The sequence below is a fragment of the Shinella sp. genome (assembly GCF_049651085.1).
Taxonomy (GTDB): Bacteria; Pseudomonadota; Alphaproteobacteria; order Rhizobiales; family Rhizobiaceae; genus Shinella.
In genome coordinates, this window is the sequence record NZ_JBASBL010000021.1 from 147,861 (window position 1) to 163,372 (window position 15,512).

The 15,512-nt window shown below is 63.1% G+C and carries 16 protein-coding genes; 1 reads left to right on the forward strand and 15 read right to left on the reverse strand.

The features are described 5' to 3' along the window. Window positions 1-5 precede the first annotated feature (5 nt). From WA950_RS13275 to yajC, 3 genes are all read right to left on the reverse strand, one after another. A complete protein-coding gene (locus WA950_RS13275) occupies window positions 6-392 on the reverse strand; it encodes an Mth938-like domain-containing protein (RefSeq protein ID WP_424552172.1) in 387 nt (128 codons plus the stop codon). Next, window positions 385-2,892: a protein translocase subunit SecD gene (gene secD, locus WA950_RS13280; protein WP_424552173.1), complete on the reverse strand. Its 2,508-nt coding sequence runs from the start codon at window positions 2,890-2,892 to the stop codon at window positions 385-387. The genes WA950_RS13275 and secD overlap by 8 nt, the downstream gene beginning before the upstream one ends. 92 nt (window positions 2,893-2,984) lie before the next feature. Continuing rightward, a complete protein-coding gene (gene yajC, locus WA950_RS13285) occupies window positions 2,985-3,323 on the reverse strand; it encodes a preprotein translocase subunit YajC (RefSeq protein ID WP_424552174.1) in 339 nt (112 codons plus the stop codon). 182 nt (window positions 3,324-3,505) lie between these two features. Here yajC and WA950_RS13290 point away from each other — a divergent pair, with 182 nt between their 5' ends. Beyond that, complete coding sequence (locus tag WA950_RS13290) at window positions 3,506-4,375, forward strand: ATP-binding protein (RefSeq protein WP_424552175.1); 870 nt, start codon at window positions 3,506-3,508, stop codon at window positions 4,373-4,375. Between the two features lie 103 nt (window positions 4,376-4,478). On the opposite strand, the gene WA950_RS13295 is transcribed toward WA950_RS13290, so the two are convergent. From WA950_RS13295 to nagZ, 12 genes are all read right to left on the reverse strand, one after another. After that, window positions 4,479-6,050, reverse strand: coding sequence for a peptidoglycan DD-metalloendopeptidase family protein (locus WA950_RS13295; protein WP_424552176.1), 1,572 nt, complete (start codon window positions 6,048-6,050; stop codon window positions 4,479-4,481). Window positions 6,051-6,200: 150 nt separating this feature from the next. Beyond that, on the reverse strand, window positions 6,201-6,827 hold the full coding sequence (locus WA950_RS13300; protein WP_424552177.1) for a hypothetical protein: 627 nt from the start codon (window positions 6,825-6,827) through the stop codon (window positions 6,201-6,203). 259 nt (window positions 6,828-7,086) lie between these two features. Next, complete coding sequence (locus WA950_RS13305; RefSeq protein WP_424552178.1) at window positions 7,087-7,743, reverse strand: protein-L-isoaspartate(D-aspartate) O-methyltransferase; 657 nt, start codon at window positions 7,741-7,743, stop codon at window positions 7,087-7,089. Further along, window positions 7,740-8,510: a 5'/3'-nucleotidase SurE gene (gene surE / locus WA950_RS13310; protein WP_424552179.1), complete on the reverse strand. Its 771-nt coding sequence runs from the start codon at window positions 8,508-8,510 to the stop codon at window positions 7,740-7,742. Before surE ends, WA950_RS13305 begins: the two co-directional genes overlap by 4 nt. 13 nt (window positions 8,511-8,523) lie before the next feature. After that, window positions 8,524-9,807, reverse strand: coding sequence for a serine--tRNA ligase (gene serS, locus WA950_RS13315; RefSeq protein ID WP_424552180.1), 1,284 nt, complete (start codon window positions 9,805-9,807; stop codon window positions 8,524-8,526). 75 nt (window positions 9,808-9,882) lie between these two features. Further along, a complete protein-coding gene (gene tatC / locus WA950_RS13320) occupies window positions 9,883-10,713 on the reverse strand; it encodes a twin-arginine translocase subunit TatC (protein WP_424552181.1) in 831 nt (276 codons plus the stop codon). Then, a complete protein-coding gene (tatB, locus tag WA950_RS13325) occupies window positions 10,710-11,321 on the reverse strand; it encodes a Sec-independent protein translocase protein TatB (RefSeq protein WP_424552182.1) in 612 nt (203 codons plus the stop codon). Before tatB ends, tatC begins: the two co-directional genes overlap by 4 nt. 51 nt (window positions 11,322-11,372) lie before the next feature. Further along, window positions 11,373-11,570, reverse strand: coding sequence for a twin-arginine translocase TatA/TatE family subunit (locus WA950_RS13330; RefSeq protein ID WP_424552183.1), 198 nt, complete (start codon window positions 11,568-11,570; stop codon window positions 11,373-11,375). A 42-nt stretch (window positions 11,571-11,612) separates the two neighbouring features. Beyond that, on the reverse strand, window positions 11,613-12,716 hold the full coding sequence (locus WA950_RS13335; protein WP_424552184.1) for an ABC transporter ATP-binding protein: 1,104 nt from the start codon (window positions 12,714-12,716) through the stop codon (window positions 11,613-11,615). Between the two features lie 66 nt (window positions 12,717-12,782). Further along, entirely contained in the window at window positions 12,783-13,430 is a 648-nt protein-coding gene (gene scpB / locus WA950_RS13340) for an SMC-Scp complex subunit ScpB (RefSeq protein WP_424552398.1), read from the reverse strand. Window positions 13,431-13,485: 55 nt separating this feature from the next. After that, a complete protein-coding gene (locus WA950_RS13345; RefSeq protein ID WP_424552185.1) occupies window positions 13,486-14,298 on the reverse strand; it encodes a segregation and condensation protein A in 813 nt (270 codons plus the stop codon). Window positions 14,299-14,390: 92 nt separating this feature from the next. Continuing rightward, the gene (gene nagZ, locus WA950_RS13350) at window positions 14,391-15,410 is read right to left on the reverse strand and encodes a beta-N-acetylhexosaminidase (protein WP_424552186.1); all 1,020 of its coding nucleotides are present in this window, start codon (window positions 15,408-15,410) and stop codon (window positions 14,391-14,393) included. Window positions 15,411-15,512 lie beyond the last annotated feature (102 nt).

The following is a 15,512-nucleotide window of genomic DNA, read 5'->3' on the forward strand; positions in this document are numbered from 1 at the left end:
CCGGATCAAACGGCGATGAGTGCGACGGCAACCGCCCGGCTCTCCGCCAGCATGACGTTGAACGTGCGCACGGCCGCGCCCGTGCTCATCGGATCGGACCTGATATTCCGCTCCCTCAGCGCAGCCTTGATTTCCGGCGACAGCGGGCGGATTTCCGTTCCGGTACCGACGAGCAGAACCTCGATGTCGCCCGCCTCGTCCAGCACGCGCTGCAGGTCGGAGACAACAAGCGGTGTATCCTCCGTCTTGTTCCAGCCGTAAATGCCGGACGGCAGGCAGAGGATGGAGCCGCGATGCGACATGTCGGCAAAGCGGAAGCCGCCATTGCCATATGCGTCGATCGGCGCACGCCCGGGGAAATGCGCCTCCCGGATTTCGATGCCTTTAGCCATTGGTTCCTGTCGCCTCCGTGCCCGTCCCTGCACCGCCCTTGTCCGGGCGGTAGCTCTCCGGCCTGAGGCGGAACAGAATGAGAATCGGTCCGGCAATGTAGATAGAGGAAATGGTGCCGATCGCCACCCCGAAGAGCAGCGTCAGCGCGAAGGTACGGATCGCCTCGCCGCCGAAGAATGCCAGCGCGGCAAGCGCGATCAGCGTCGTGGCCGAGGTCAGCACGGTGCGCGAGAGCGTGCGATTGATGGCGTCATCGATCAGGATCGGCAACGGCATCCGCTTGAAATGCCGGAGATTTTCTCGAATGCGATCATAGACGACCATCGTGTCGTTCAGCGAATAGCCGGCGACCGTGAGCAGCGCAGCGACAGCGCTGACATTGAACTCGATATCGGCGATAGCAAGGAACCCGAGCGTGAAGAAGACGTCATGCGCCAGCGCGATCACCGCGCCGATGGCGAAGTGCCACTCGAAGCGGATCCAGATATAGGCGACCAGCGCCAGAAGGCCGGCAACGAAGCCGAGTGTCGCCGTATCGATTAGCTCACCGGAAATGGCCGGGCCAACCACCTCGACCCGGCGGAAATCATAGGCATCCTCCAGCTCGCCGCGTGCCACGAGCACCGATGTCTGCTCGGCATTTTCCCCCTCGCCCTGCGAGGTCAGGCGCACGAGCGACCGGCGCGCGTCGCCATGGGTGTCGATGCTCAGGACATCGATGCCGGCATCGGCAAGACGCGCGGATATATCGAACAGATCGGCATCGCCAGACTTGGCCTGGATCTCCATCGCCGCACCGCCGGTGAAATCGATGCCGAGCCGCAATTCGCCGAGCATGAGAAGACCGGCAATGACCAGCGAGAGCGCAGCTGTTGCGAGGAACACGACGTTGCGAACCGCCATGAAGCGCAGGTTGAGCCGGTCGAACAGGCCGGTGCGCACGCTCTTCGGCAGATGCGTCGCATGGCTGCGGCCAAGCCAGGCCCGCACGAGGCGCTGCGTCAGAGTGAAGGTGGTGAAGAGCGTTGCCAGAAGCCCGATGCCAACGGTAAGCGCAAAGGCACGAACGGGCGCGGCCGAGAGCAGGAAGAGCAGCGCGACGGCGATCAGCATCGTCGCGGATGCGTCCAGCACCGTGGTTCGGGCACGGCCGAAGCCGATATCGATGGCATCGCGCAGCGAGCGGCCGTTTTTCGTTTCCTCGCGGATACGCTCGAAGATCAGCACGCTGGCATCGACCGCAAGACCGACGGTCAGAACCACACCCGCAATCATCGACAGCGAGATTGGCATGCCGACGAGCGCAAGGATTGCAAAGGTCAAAAGCACGTTGAAGAACAGCGACAGCGAGGCGATGACGCCGAGCACGCCGTAGAAGAAGGTCATGAATGCAACGACCGCGGCAACAGCGGCGACCAGCGCAATCACCACCGTGCTGACGGCTGTCGTGCCGAGCGCCGGCTCGATCGAGCGCTCCTCGATGATGGTGAGCGGGGCTGGCAGCGGGCCGCTGGCGACGACGCGGGCAATGTTGGCCGCACCTTCCGCATCGAAATCGCCGGAAAGCCGGCCAACGCCGTCGACGATCGCGCCCTGGATCTGCGAGGTCGAGATGACCTGCCCGTCGAGCAGGATGGCGATGATGCGACCGCTGTTTTCCTTGGTGAAGGCGGCAAGCCGTTCGGCAGCCTCGGCCTTCAGCACGAATTCGATGAAGGGCTCGCCATTGGCGGCGGGCTGCGCCGAGGCGACGTCGACCGTGGTGAAGAGGTCGTCCTGCTTCACCAGATAGCCGACCGGCGGCTCACCTATGGAATAGAGGACTTCAGAGCCTGCCGGTGCACCATCCTCGATTGCCGTGTTGACCGGCATGCTGTCATCGACCAGCCGGGCGGAAAGACCGCCGACCTGCGCGAGCATGTCTTTCACACGCTGCGGATCGGTGAGGCCCGGCATGGAGACGGTGATGCGGTCGCGGTCGCCGCGCGCAACGAGGAGGGAGGGAATGCCGAGGCTCTCCACCCGGCGACGCACGGCATCGACGGCGCCCAGCGATGCAGCGCTGATTGCTTCATCGACGGCCGAAGCGGACAACACGATCCGGAACTGCCCGTTTTCCGGCTCGCTGAGCGTGCCGAGACCAAGGCCCGTGAGGGCCTCGCGTGCAGTATCGACGCGGTCCGGCGCCGTCACGGTCACGTCGATCGCGTCATCGGCGCCATTGAGATCGCTATGGGGAACGCGGGCGGCGCGCAGGGCGTTGCCGATCGTCTCCACCCCGGCCCGAAGCCGTTCGGCGGCAATGTCCGCGCGGGAAACTTCCAGAACGAGACGCGATCCGCCGGTCAGATCAAGGCCCGGAACGAGGCGATGCGCGGCGAGCCAGCCGGGAAGCTCGTTTGCCATGCGCGCCGGCAAAAGGCTCGGCAGGATGACAAGAAAGCTCGCCACGAGGGCGAGCCAGAGCGAAAGTGTCTTCCAGCGGGCGGATTGCTGCATCGGGGTCTCGACTTAGGTCCGGCGCCAGGGCCGGCTGAAAACCAGTCGGGCCGCCGGGCCGAGGGTATCCCCGGCCGGGCGGCAGGCCAAGCTTATTCCTTGACGGGTTCGCCCTTGACGCGGACTTCGCTGACGCCGCTGCGCGCGACGCGCACCTTGACGCCCTCGGCGATTTCGACTTCAAGCTCGCTGTCGTCGACGACCTTGGTGACCTTGCCGACGATGCCGCCGCCCGTGACGATCTGGTCGCCGCGGCGGATGTTCTTCAGAAGCTCTTCGCGGCGCTTCATGGCGGCACGCTGCGGACGGATGATGAGGAAATACATCACCACGAAGATAAGCAGGAACGGCAGGACCGACATGAGGATGTCTGCACCGCCCGTTGCGCCGCCGGGTGCCGCCGTCTGGGCGAAGGCCTCGGTAATGAACATCAGCTACTCCTTGAAATATTGAATTTGCGCGGCCAGAGGGGCCATTTCGGTTGCCGGAATATAGGCAAGCAGGCATTGAATGCAACACACGAGACAGCGAGGCTCTCGTTTTTCAAGCGCTTTCCCTCTTTTCGTCCCCGGCCGTCGCATGCTACCCGGCAGGGAGCATGAGGAGAGAGACATTGCAGGAAGATCACGTCAAGCTGCTGCTGGCAGAAATCGGCCGCGTCAGCGCCGCGCTGGAACGCCTCGCCGGCCCCGCCCCCGCCGTCAACGACTGGAACGCCGCCGACGTCTTCGTCTGGGCGCCCGCGCGCCAGCATGTGCAGGCGGTGAAACGCCCGAACCGTATCGACATCGATCTCATTCGCGGCGTGGACCATGTCCGCGACATCCTCGTCGACAATACGGTGCGCTTCGCCCGCGGCCTGCCGGCCAACAATGTGCTGCTCTGGGGCGCGCGCGGGATGGGCAAGTCGTCGCTGGTAAAATCCGTGCATGCGCTTGCGGCGAAGGAAACTGCAAGCGGGCTGAAGCTGATCGAGGTGCATCGCGAGGATATCGCGACGCTGCCGACGCTTCTGGATATCCTGAAGGACCTGCCCTTCCCGGTCATCCTGTTCTGCGACGACCTGTCCTTCGACCATGACGACACCTCCTACAAGTCGCTGAAGGCGGCGCTTGATGGCGGCGTTGAGGGACGGCCGGACAATGTGCTGCTCTACGCAACATCGAACCGCCGGCACCTCCTGCCGCGCAACATGATCGAGAACGAGCAGTCGACGGCAATCAACCCGTCCGAAGCCGTGGAAGAAAAGGTCTCCCTGTCCGACCGCTTCGGCCTCTGGCTCGGGTTCTACAAGTGCAGCCAGGACGAATATCTCGAGATGATCGACGGCTATGCCGGCCATTTCGATCTTGATCTGCCGCGCGAGAAACTGCACGCCGAGGCGCTCGAATGGGCCACCACACGCGGCTCGCGCTCCGGTCGCGTCGCCTGGCAATATGTGCAGGACCTCGCCGGCCGCCTCGGCAAAACGCTGAACAGGTAGTCGCAAGCCTGCCTCGTGACGGCACGGTCCATCAGCTGCAGAAACGAAAACGGACGGCCCCGAGGGAGCCGTCCGCGCAGAGTGCTGGAAAATTACGCTTCCGCTATTCCAGGAAGGTCATCGGGTTGACCGGCGTCGCGTTCTTGCGCACCTCGAAATGCACCTTCGGGCGCTTCGCATTTCCGCTCATGCCGGAGGTGGCGACGGTCTGGCCGCGCTGGATTTTCTGGCCGCGCTGCACGTTCAGTTCGCCTGCATGACCATAGACCGTGACGGTGCCGTCGTCGTGCCGGACGAGAACCGCGTTGCCAAGCTCCTTCAGGCTGCTGCCGGAATAGATGACGACGCCGTTCTCGGCGGCCTTGATCGGCGTGCCTTCCGGGACCGAGATGTCGATGCCGTCATTGCGGCTGCCTTCGACATTGGCACCATAGGCCGCGATGACCGCGCCGCGTACCGGCCAGCGATACTTGCCGATACCGGTCGATTCCGGCGCATCGTCCGTCACGCCCGACTTTTCCGTGGCTTCCGTGATGGAAACGGTCTTCACCGGCGCCTTGTAGCTTTCCGGCTTCTTCTCGCTCGTCTCCACCTTCTTTTCCTTGGTCACAGGAACCGAGGCGGTCATGGTCTTGTCGGTCGCTGTTTCCGCCGCAGCGCCGCCGCCAGCCGGAATGACCAGGTTCTGTCCGATACGGATCGAGGCGGTCTCAAGACCATTGGCCTTTTTCAGCGCATCGACGGATACGCCGTTGCTGCGCGCGATCTTGGCGAGCGAATCGCCCGGCTTCACTTCATAGCCACCCTTGCCCTTGCCTTCGCCGGCATCGGCAACGTTGGAATTCGTCTGGCCGCTTTCCGACTTCACCTTGTCCCGCGTGGAGGTGCCCGGCAGGATGGCGACCTTCTGCTCGCTCTTGCCATCCGGCGTCGGCAGCCTGTTGTCGACCTTGAGGGTGGAATCCGTCGAAGCCTTCGCGATGCTCGACGTCGTGCTGAAGGTCGGGATGACGATCCGCTGACCGGGCTCGGCATCCGAAGCGCGGTTCAGGCCGTTGGCCGCAAGGATTTCCTTCTCCGGCACGCCGTAGCGGTTGGCAAGCGTCTTCACACTCTCGCCCTGGCGCAGCATGACGACCGGAGCATTGTTCGTCGACCAGCCCGCCTTGCTCTTGACGGTGGCGGTCGTGAGATTATCCGCACCCTCGACGATGGCCTTCGCCTTGCGCTGCGGCAACTCGCCGAGCGAGGCCTGACGCTGGCCGCCCGCAGTCGGATCCGCAAGCTCGCCGCGCTGGACGTTCATCGGCGTCGTGGCGAATCGCGTGCCGGAACCATTGGTCGTCGCGGTATTGATCGGGTCGTAGGAAACGACGCCCTGATCCGGGAAAGGCTGGTTGAGCGCGGCGTTCTGCGAACCCATCTGGCCGCCGGAAGCGTATTGCTGACCGCCGTTGCCGATATTGCCGCGCGGAACCGGCTCGCTGTTTCCGCCGCCAAAAAGCGTGCGGCGCGGAACCGAACTGGTGGTGATATTGTCCTGGTCGGAACTGGAGAAGAGGCCACCAAACCGGGAAACGTCCGAGCTGCACCCGGTCGCGACGCTGGCCAGCAGCGCGGCCGCCATAAGGCGGGTCGCAGTCCTAGCAAAACTCGGCGATACACTCTTACGCATGAAACTACCCAATCGGTACGCTACTTGATATAGCCCGATTAAAGCGCGTTAGAGTTACTGGCTGGTTAAAGTCCGGCCATTCACTTCGCATTTTGATGATTTGATAACCATGGCGTCGCCGCATCATGGCAAAACAGCGATCGAAACGGCTCAGAAACCCGTCGTGTACATGCTGTCAGCGCGCGAGATGCGTCCGCTGACGCGGGCGATGTTCTCAAGCTCCCCGGGGCCTGGCCGGAAGATCGACGAGATCGGCGTTGCGCGCCGGGCGAAACTCTCACCAGCCTCGGTGGCGTTTTCGAGGGCGGCATCGGGCGCCGACATGTCAAGCGCGCTTTCATTGTAGGCAATGGCGCGCAAGGCGGCGATGGCAGGTTCACGCGTTCCGGCATAGCGCGCGCTGCGCTGGTCCTGCGGCGGCATGCTGTCGAGATATTCGATATAGGCGCGGTAATAGGATTTGCGGTCGCCTTCGTCGAGGAAATGGCCGTAGGCGATGTATTCGCGCTTCTCGAGCTCATATGTATCGAGATTGTTGCGTTCCGCCTCGGTAAGCGCGGGCCGACTGTAGGTCAGCTCTTCCTTCGCAACGCTCAGCACCAGAAGCGCCTCGACCGAAAGGCCGACATGGGCGGACGGGTCGAAACTGCCGCCGGCAAGATGCGCGGTCGATCCGGCCTCGGTATTCTCCTCGACAACCTTGCCGGCGGCCTTCGTCGCAAGATATGCGAGGCCGTCGCTGGTCGATCCGCTGGCGATCCTGTTCGAGACGTACATTTTCCTCTCCATCCGAACGACCGAACCATCTGGAAAACCGGCGTTCTGCGTGGAACCTTTTGCTTCCCTTCCCGGCTACGCCCCGAAGCTTGCGCGAAGCTTGTGCAAGTTAACAAAAGATTAACGCGCTGTATTTGCGAAGGAAATTCGCGCGCCGCGTGCATGCGACAGCGGCTGGGCGACGGAAATTTCGGCAAAAACAGCAGGGACTCAGCGAGGGAATGCCTGCCGAGCCGGAAAATGCGGTGGGAAATTGTGGTTAGAGGGCCTGCGCCATCTGGGGAACGATCGGCAGGTAAGGCACCGAAAACAGGTCTTCCCGGTCGAACCGGCTGCCGGTCTTCACCAGCTTCAGCATGCGGCACTCGGTGTCGCTCACCATGACGGGTGCAATCAGCATTCCGCCCGAAACGAGCTGCTCGGCGAAGAATCGCGGCAAGGCCGGAAAGGCGACGGTGACAAGGATGCGATCGAACGTTCCCTCGCCCGGCATGCCGTTGCTGCCGTCCGCCTGACGCACGACGACATTGCGGATGCCGGCCTTCTCGATCGATTGCTGCGCATTGGTGACAAGCGTGCGATACCGGTCGATCGTCAGGACGCGTTCCGTCAGGCGCCCCATGACGGCGGCGGTAAAGCCGCTGCCGGTGCCGACTTCGAGGATGCGCTGCCCGGCCTTCAGGTTGAGAAGATGCAGAATGCGCACCGCAAGATCGATGCCTTCCATGAAGGACCCGCAATCAAGCGGCAGGACGCGGCGAGAATAGGCCTCGCCGGCAAATTGCGGCGGTACGAAGAGCGTGCGCGGCGTCTGCTCCACGGCCGTCAGGAGGTCGAGATTGTTGATGCCCTGACCGCGCAGGCGCAGCGCCAGCGCGGCAAACCCCTCCTTCTCGATCACCCGTCCCGTGTTCAATCCCTGTCCTCGCCAATGAGTGCGCGCTGCACGCGGTCGAGCACGGTGTAATCCGTCAGGTCGAGCTTGAGCGGGGTCACCGAAATCTTGTGGTTCTTTACCGCGTGGATGTCCGTTCCGGCGCGGAAATCGCCCTTCCGCTCGCCAAAGCGCAGCCAGTAATACGGCAGGCCACGACCATCGGCCCGCTCATCGATCGTCAGGCCGAAATCGAGCTTGCCCTGGCTCGTCACCTCGACGCCCTGAAGATCCTTCGGTGCGCAATTCGGGAAATTCAGGTTGAAGAAGGTCCAGTCCGGCAGATCGACGTCCATCAGCTGGCGGATCAGTTTCGGCGCGAAGGTCTCGGCCACTTCCCACGGCACGACGCGGCCGCCGGCATAGTTGTACGCCTGGCTCAGCGCCATGGACTTGATGCCCTGCAGCGTTCCCTCGATGGCGCCGGCGATAGTACCGGAATAGGTGACGTCATCGGCCATGTTGGCGCCGGCATTGACGCCGGACAGAACGAGGTCCGGCTTTTCGTCCAAAACCTCGCGCACGCCCATGATGATACAGTCCGTCGGCGTGCCTCGCAGCGCGAACCGCTTGTCGTCGATCTTGCGCAGGCGCAGCGGCTCGGAAAGCGTCAACGAATGCGCAAGGCCGCTCTGGTCCGTCTCCGGCGCGACGATCCAGACGTCGTCCGTCAATTCACGGGCGATACGCTCGAGGGCTGCAAGGCCCTCGGCGTGGATACCATCGTCATTGGTCAGAAGGATGCGCATCTCGTCTTCCGCCTCAGGCGGCCTTCTCGATTTTCTTCAGGCCGCCCATATAGGGCAGCAACGCGTCCGGCACGGTGATCGAACCGTCGGCATTGAGGTAGTTTTCCATGACGGCGATCAATGCGCGGCCGACGGCCGTGCCCGAACCGTTCAGCGTGTGCACGAACTTCGTGGACTTGTCGTCCTTACCGCGATAGCGCGCATTCATCCGGCGCGCCTGGAAATCGCCGCAGACCGAGCAGGACGAGATTTCGCGGTAGGTGTCCTGTCCCGGCAGCCACACTTCCAGGTCATAGGTCTTGCGCGCGCCGAAGCCCATATCGCCCGTGCAGAGCGTCAGGACGCGGTAATGCAGGTCGAGGCGCTTCAACACCTCTTCCGCACAGGCAGTCATGCGCTCCAGTTCGTCGAGCGAGCTGTCCGCATCGGTGATGGAGACCATCTCGCACTTCATGAACTGGTGCTGGCGCAGCATGCCGCGCGTATCGCGACCTGCCGAACCGGCTTCCGAACGGAAGCACGGCGTCAGAGCGGTAAAGCGCAACGGCAGCTTCTCCTGTTCCAGGATCTGCTCGCGAACGAGATTGGTGAGCGAGACTTCCGCAGTCGGAATCAGCCAGCGGCCATCGGTGGTGCGGAACAGATCCTCGGAAAACTTCGGCAGCTGGCCGGTGCCGTACATGGCGTCGTCGCGCACCAGCAGCGGCACATGGGTTTCCGTATAACCGTGTTCCTGCGTGTGCATGTCGATCATGAACTGTCCAAGCGCACGCTCGAGGCGGGCGAGCTGGCCCTTCAGCACCGTGAAGCGCGAACCGGCGATCTTCGAGGCGGCCTCGAAATCCATCCAGCCGAGCGCTTCGCCGATTTCGTAGTGTTCCAGCGCCTTGTGGTTCCAGCCGGGCTTCTGGCCCCACTTGGACTTCTCCACATTTCCCGCCTCGTCCGAGCCGACCGGCACGTCGTCGAGCGGAATGTTGGGGATGCGCGAAAGGGCGTCGTTAAGCTCGGCCGTGACCTGGCGCTCTTCCTCTTCGGCAGCCGGAAGCAGGTTCTTGATGTCGGCCACTTCGGCCTTCAGCTTGTCGGCAAGCTCGGCATTCTTGGCCGCCATCGCCGCGCCGATCTCCTTGGAGGCGGCGTTGCGGCGCGACTGCATGTCCTGTGCCGTCTGGATGACGCTGCGGCGTTTCTCGTCGAGATCGATCAGCGCCTTGGCAAGAGGACTTGCGCCGCGCTTTGCAAGGGCGGCATCAAGAGCGTCGGCGTTGTCGCGGATCCATTTAATATCAAGCATTGTCGTTCCAGGCGTTCCGTGGATTGAGACCCACTCGCGCCCGGCAGCGACCTGCGGCAACCCCGGAAGAGAGGCTTAGTCAGCCTCATCCGGTGTTGCAGCGACCTCGTTTTCCGCATCCTTCGCGTTCGAGGCGCTCGCCCGCTGCCGTTCGATGAGTCGGGCCGTATAGATTGAAATCTCGTAGAGAAGGATGGCCGGCAGTGCAAGACCGATCTGGGAAACCGGATCCGGCGGCGTCAGCACAGCGGCCACGACGAAGGCGATGACGATCGCGTATTTGCGCTTGTCCGCAAGCGCCTTGGAATCGATGAAACCGGTGCGCACCAGCAGGGACGAGATAACGGGAAGCTGAAAGACCAGACCGAAGGCGAAGATCAGCGACATGATCAGGCTGAGATATTCGGAAACCTTCGGCAGCAGCTGGATGGAGACCTGGCCCTCGCCGCCGCCCTGCTCCATCGCCAGGAAGAACCACATGACCATCGGCGTGAAGAAGAAATAGACGAGGGCCGCACCGATCAGGAAGAGGATCGGGGACGCGACCAGGAACGGCAGGAAGGCCGCGCGCTCGTTCTTGTAGAGACCGGGCGCCACGAATTTGTAGACCTGCTGGGCAATCACCGGAAAGGCGATGACCAGCGCACCGAACATGGCGACCTTGATCTGCGTGAAGAAGAATTCCTGCGGCGCCGTGTAGATCAGCTCGACATTGCGATGGGAAAGCCCGGCCCAGCTCACTGCCCATTTGAAAGGCAGGACAAGCAGGTTGAAAAGCTGCTTGGCGAAATAGAAGCAGACGAGAAACGCAATGAAAAACGCGCCGACGGCCCACATCAGCCGCTTGCGAAGCTCGATCAGGTGTTCGATGAGCGGCTGGGGCTTGTCTTCGATATCGCCGCTCATGCCTCGTCCTTCTTGGTCTTTGCAGTCTTGGGCTTGGCGGCGGCGGCTTTCTTGCCTGCCGCAGCCTTTGCGGCCGGCTTGGCGTCAGCCTTGACCGCAGCCTCGACCTTTGCTCCCGCCTTGCGCGGCTTTGCCGTTTTCGCGGCACTGTCGGCGGTCTTTTTCCTGGAAACCGGCTTTTCCGTCGCGGCGGCCTTGAGCGGCGCAGCGGCGACGGTATCGGCCGAAGCCGGCTTCTGCGCTTCCGCCGGCGCACCCGAAACACTCTCGGCAGGATTTGCCGCCGACGTGGGCGTCGAGATCGAGCTGGTCGCCTTCTGGAGATCCGCCTTGATCTCGTCGCCCATCTGGCGCAGCGGATTGACCGCCTCGCGGATCGTATTCAGCGGATTGAGTTTCTGTGCCTCGCCGATCGTCTTCTTGACGTCTTCGAGATCGGCCTCGCGCAGGGCCTCGTCGAACTGCTGGCGGAAATCGCCCGCCATCCCACGCATTTTGGACATCATGCGGCCGAACGTGCGCAGCATCTGCGGCAGGTCCTTGGGACCGACCACAATGATGAGAACGATGGCAATGACGAGTATTTCGGTCCAGCCGACATCAAGCATAGGGTATTGTCCTCATAGGCCGCGAACCACCGTCCGCGGCCGGATGCCTGGTCACTTGACCTCGTCGGCCTTGTGATCGACGGTCTTCGCCTTGTCGGCGGCCGCCGCATCCTCGTCGGACATGCCCTTCTTGAAGCTCTTGATGCCCTTGGCGACATCACCCATCAGTTCCGGAATCTTGCCGCGGCCGAACAGCAGCAGCACAACCACCAGAACGATCAGCCAATGCCAGATGCTGAAAGAACCCATTCCCGTAACTCCCTTTAAAACCTGAACCCCGATTTAAGACGTTCAGCCGTCTTTTTCAAATACCAGTATGTCGCGGTGGTTAGCCGAAAGCGTGACGTCGCGCAATCCGCTGGCCAGTTGATCTGCACGCACACGCGCGCGGATCGGCCGATCCATGCCGGGTATGGCGAGATCAAGAAGTTCTACCACACCCAGAAAGCGCCGCGACAATATACGCGCCGGTATCTCGCCGCCAGTCTCCAGCACCCGCAGTCCCGAAAGACGCACGGCGACGCGAACCTTCTGCCCGTCGGCAAAACGCTTGCCATCGACGTTGCCGAGGGGCGTTTCCACCACGCCGCCGCGGGCACGGCCGGAAAACTCGTTGATTTCTGAAAAGAACGCCGCTGCAAAAAGGGTCTGCGGGTGGAGATAGAGTTCCTCTGCCGTCCCGACCTGCACGAGCTTGCCGTCCTTCAGAAGCGCGATCCGGTCGCCCATGCGCATCGCCTCCTCGGCGTCATGGGTGACGACAATGGCGCTTGCGCGCGATTGCCGCAGGATCGCCAGCGTATCGGCGCGAATCGAATCCTTGAGGCGCGAATCGAGACCGGAGAATGGTTCGTCCATCAGGAGAACGGACGGTCGCGGTGCAAGCGCCCGCGCCAACGCCACGCGCTGCTGCTCGCCACCAGACAGCATGTGCGGAAATTTCTGGGCGTAGTGCGACAGACCGACCCGTTCGAGCGCCACAAGGGCCTCCGCCTCGGCAGCTGCGCGCGGCAGCGCCGTCAGGCCGAAACGCACATTGTCGAGCACCGACATATGCGGAAAGAGCGCAAAATCCTGAAACATCAGCCCGACGCCGCGCCGCTCCGGCGGCAGGAAGACGGTCGGGCCGGCAATCTCACGGTCATTCAGCAGCACGCGACCGCCGGTCTGCGCCTCCACACCGGCCGCAATGCGCAGAAGCGTCGTCTTGCCGGAACCGGAAGGGCCGAGCAGGCAAAGAACCTCGCCGGGCTCCGCAGTCAGCGAAATGCCGCGTATCGTTTCCTTGTTGTGGTAGCTGTGGTGGATATCCTCGAAGGACAGGCGCGCCGCAAAGGTCACAGCCGAAGCCCGTCTTGTCTCGATGCCGTTGGAACCTGACGGGTCCGAAGTCATTTGCCGAAGTCTTTCCCTGCAGTCGGCCTGTTCTGCCAACGGTACAGTCCTGTCGTAAAGCTTCGTCTATTCGTCTTCTTTTCCGCCCGGTGTCAAGAGACCGAGTTCCTCGAGATCGAGCTGTGTGATCGGATCCTCGTCCTCCGCAAGCTCATCCTCGCCGAGCGGCAACGGAACCTGGAAATTGGAGGGAATGCGCCCGGAGAGCAGTCCAGCGCCCTTCAATTCCTCGAGGCCCGGCAGGTCGCGCAGCTCCTCCAGGCCGAAATGATCGAGAAAATCCCGCGTGGTGCCGAAGGTTACCGGGCGGCCCGGCGAACGCCGGCGGCCGCGAAAACGCACCCACCCTGCCTCCATCAGCACGTCGAGCGTTCCCTTGGAGGTCTGCACGCCGCGAATATCCTCGATCTCGGCGCGAGTCACCGGCTGGTGATAGGCGATGATCGACAGGACTTCGAGCGCGGCACGCGACAATTTGCGCACCTCCGTCTCGTCCGTGCGGATGACGAAAGACAAATCCGGTGCGGTGCGGAAGGCCCAGCTATCGCCCATCTGCACGAGATGGACGCCACGCCCGGCATACAATCCCTTCAACTCGCGCATCACATGCTGCACGTCCACACCGCGCGGCAGGCGCTCGGCAATATAGGCTTCCGACACAGGCCCTGCGGAGGCGAAGATCAGCGCCTCGGCGATGCGCGCCGCCTCGTGCATGCGGCGCGGATCGACGAGCGTGCCGTCAGGCTCGCGCGGTACATTCCCATTGCCATCAGCCACGCTCGGTGCTCCCGTCATCATCGCCCTCCGGCTTGGGACCGCGACGAAGATATATCGGCTGGAAGGCCCCGTCCTGCCGAAGCTCCAGCCGCCCTTCCCTGACGAGTTCCAGCGTCGCCGCAAAGGCGCTGGCGATCGCCGTCGTGCGCTCGGTCGGATTGCTCAGATAGCGCAGCATGAAATGGTCGAGCGCCGTCCAGTCATCATCAAACCCGCCGACAAGCAGTTGCAGGATTTCTCGCGCATCGGACAGCGACCAGACGGTGCGCCTCTCGATGGTAACCTGGGTGACCGCATGGCGCTGGCGCAGGGAACTGTAGGCGCTGAGCAGGTCGTAGAGCGAGGCTTCGAAGGTCGAGCGCCGCTCGGTCGGTATATGCTCGGGCATGCCGCGGGCGAAGACGTCACGACCGAGCCGGTTGCGATTGACCAGCCTTGTGGCTGCATCGCGCATCGCTTCCAGCCGCTTCAGACGGAAGGCAAGGCTCGCCGCCATTTCCTCGCCCGTGGGGCCGTCGTCCTTGGCCTGCCTGGGGATCAGCAGGCGGGACTTGAGGTAGGCAAGCCAGGCCGCCATGACGAGATAGTCGGCGGCAAGCTCGATGCGGATTTTTCGCGCCCGGTCGATGAAGACGAGATATTGCTCCGCGAGCGCCAGCACCGAGATGCGGGTCAGGTCGACCTTCTGCGTGCGGGCAAGATGCAGCAGAAGGTCGAGCGGGCCTTCGAAGCCGGCGAGATCGACGACGAGGCTTTCCTCGGAAAGCCCCCGCCCCTCGGTGCCCTCCTGCCACAGGTCATCCATCGGCGCATCCGCGCCGCGACCCTTCTTCGGTGGCTTCGGCCCCGTTGCCTGCACGTCGCCCCCTCTGTATGCCGCCACGCCGGCGGCAACCGTTATGCTACGGCGATCATCGCGTTGAATTCTTCGCACAGCGCCTGCTCGTCCGCCCCGTCCGGCGTCGGGAAGCCCGCGCGCACCGCATTGGCCCGCCGCAGACTGTCACCGCCAAGCACGGGCGTGTTTTCCGTCACGGCAATCATTTCGTCCATGATGCCATGGCAATGCAACACCATGTCGAGGCCGGCAGCAATGATTCCCCGGCTTCTTGCCGCGATATCGCCGGCAAGCGCGTTCATGGAGACGTCGTCGGACATCAGCAGGCCGTCGAAACCGATATGGCCGCGAATGATCTCCTCCACCACCCTGGCCGACGTGGTTGCCGGATTGTCGCCGTCAATCGCGGTGAAGACGATATGCGCGGACATCGCCATCAGTTCGTCCTTCATACGCTTGAACGGCACGAAGTCGCAGGCTTCCAGCTCTTGCCGGCTCGCATGCACGACGGGAAGGTCGTGGTGGGAATCGACCATGGTGCGGCCGTGGCCCGGAATATGCTTCATGATCGGCAGCAGGCCGCCAGCCTTCAGGCCATCGGATGCCGCCTTGCCCATGACGGAAACGATTTCCGGCTCCTGACCGTAGGCGCGGTTGCCGATGACGTCATGGACGCCGGGCACGGCGACGTCGAGCACCGGCAGGCAATCGACATTGACGCCGAGGCGCAGGAGATCGAAGGCGTGCAGCCGCGACATCAGCCAGGCGGCGCGCAGCCCCTTCTGCGCATCCGCACGGTAGATGGCGCCAAGCGCGGCGGCGTTCGGATATTGCTGGACATGTGGCGGCTTGATGCGCTGGACGCGCCCGCCCTCCTGGTCGATCAACACCGGAATGTCGCTTCCGCCGCCGATGCAATCGCGCATCTGCGCCGTCAGATCGGCGACCTGCGCCGGCTCGCCGATATTGCGGCCAAAGAGAATGAAGCCCCACGGCCGCTCGTTGCGGAAGAAGGCCTTTTCATCGTCGGTGAGGCTCAGGCCCTTGCAGCCCGAAATGAAGGATTTCGATTCGCTCATATCCGCAATCTTAGTGGTTTGGTGGGGAAAGACGAAGGGGCGCGTTGCCGGTGCTACGCCGCGCGCCCGCGGGAATCGAAGAGGCGCGGATGCTATCCGCGC